This is a genomic window from Pseudalkalibacillus sp. R45 (genome assembly GCF_052246725.1).
Taxonomy (GTDB): Bacteria; Bacillota; Bacilli; order Bacillales; family Fictibacillaceae; genus Pseudalkalibacillus.
In genome coordinates this window covers 1-1,071 of the sequence record NZ_JBQQCL010000047.1, presented here as the reverse complement: position 1 = coordinate 1,071, position 1,071 = coordinate 1, and the positions used below count along the sequence as shown (strand labels likewise).

Below are 1,071 nucleotides of genomic sequence, written 5' to 3'. Positions count from 1 at the left end.
AAATCGATAGTCTGGTGACGATGGCGAAGAGGTCACACCCGTTCCCATGCCGAACACGGAAGTTAAGCTCTTCAGCGCCAATGGTAATTGGGGGCTTCCCCCTGTGAGAGTAGGACGTCGCCGGGCTTACATATCGGAGGATTAGCTCAGCTGGGAGAGCACCTGCCTTACAAGCAGGGGGTCGGCGGTTCGATCCCGTCATCCTCCACCATTTTCATTTTACTTCGCTGGCCTAGCTCAATTGGTAGAGCAACTGACTTGTAATCAGTAGGTTGGGGGTTCAAGTCCTCTGGCCAGCACCACTTTTACGAGCCATTAGCTCAGTTGGTAGAGCATCTGACTTTTAATCAGAGGGTCGAAGGTTCGAGTCCTTCATGGCTCACCATTTTCTTTAACGATATAATATTGCGGGTGTGGCGGAATTGGCAGACGCGCTAGACTTAGGATCTAGTGTCCTTGCGACGTGGGGGTTCAAGTCCCTCCACCCGCACCACATGCGGAAGTAGTTCAGTGGTAGAACACCACCTTGCCAAGGTGGGGGTCGCGGGTTCGAATCCCGTCTTCCGCTCCATGATGCCGGGGTGGTGGAATTGGCAGACACACAGGACTTAAAATCCTGCGGTAGGTGACTACCGTGCCGGTTCAAGTCCGGCCCTCGGCACCATTTTCGAAACAGATAAATTCATATAAAGTGCGCCCGTAGCTCAATTGGATAGAGCGTCTGACTACGGATCAGAAGGTTAGGGGTTCGACTCCTCTCGGGCGCGCCATATAACGGGAAGTGGCTCAGCTTGGTAGAGCACCTGGTTTGGGACCAGGGGGTCGCAGGTTCAAATCCTGTCTTCCCGACCATTTGATTGTCATGGGGCCTTAGCTCAGCTGGGAGAGCGCCTGCCTTGCACGCAGGAGGTCAGCGGTTCGATCCCGCTAGGCTCCACCATTTACAGCTCTTTGAAAACTGAACAAAAGCCAAGCGTGAAACGGGTCTTTTTAAAAGAACCCTGATCAATTTTTAAGTTTTACATTAATGAGCAATCAAACACTTTATTGGAGAGTTTGATCCTGGCTCAG

Annotated in this window: 9 tRNA genes and 1 rRNA gene; all 10 read left to right on the top strand. The window is 52.1% G+C overall.

What is annotated here, in order from left to right:
• Nucleotides 1–10: 10 nt before the first annotated feature.
• The 10 genes from rrf to ACTWQL_RS24795 all read left to right on the top strand — a co-directional run bounded on the left by rrf (nucleotide 11) and on the right by ACTWQL_RS24795 (nucleotide 940).
• Nucleotides 11–126 (top strand): 5S ribosomal RNA (rrf, locus tag ACTWQL_RS24840).
• A 9-nt stretch (nucleotides 127–135) separates the two neighbouring features.
• Nucleotides 136–211: transfer RNA gene (locus ACTWQL_RS24835), tRNA-Val, on the top strand.
• Nucleotides 212–226: 15 nt separating this feature from the next.
• Nucleotides 227–302, top strand: a tRNA-Thr gene (locus ACTWQL_RS24830).
• 7 nt (nucleotides 303–309) lie between these two features.
• Nucleotides 310–385 (top strand) — tRNA-Lys (locus tag ACTWQL_RS24825).
• A 22-nt stretch (nucleotides 386–407) separates the two neighbouring features.
• Nucleotides 408–493 (top strand) — tRNA-Leu (locus ACTWQL_RS24820).
• A 3-nt stretch (nucleotides 494–496) separates the two neighbouring features.
• Nucleotides 497–571, top strand: a tRNA-Gly gene (locus ACTWQL_RS24815).
• 4 nt (nucleotides 572–575) lie between these two features.
• A tRNA-Leu gene (locus tag ACTWQL_RS24810) sits at nucleotides 576–664 on the top strand.
• 29 nt (nucleotides 665–693) lie between these two features.
• A tRNA-Arg gene (locus tag ACTWQL_RS24805) sits at nucleotides 694–770 on the top strand.
• 5 nt (nucleotides 771–775) lie between these two features.
• Nucleotides 776–852: transfer RNA gene (locus ACTWQL_RS24800), tRNA-Pro, on the top strand.
• A gap of 12 nt (nucleotides 853–864) precedes the next feature.
• Nucleotides 865–940 (top strand) — tRNA-Ala (locus tag ACTWQL_RS24795).
• Nucleotides 941–1,071: the final 131 nt, after the last annotated feature.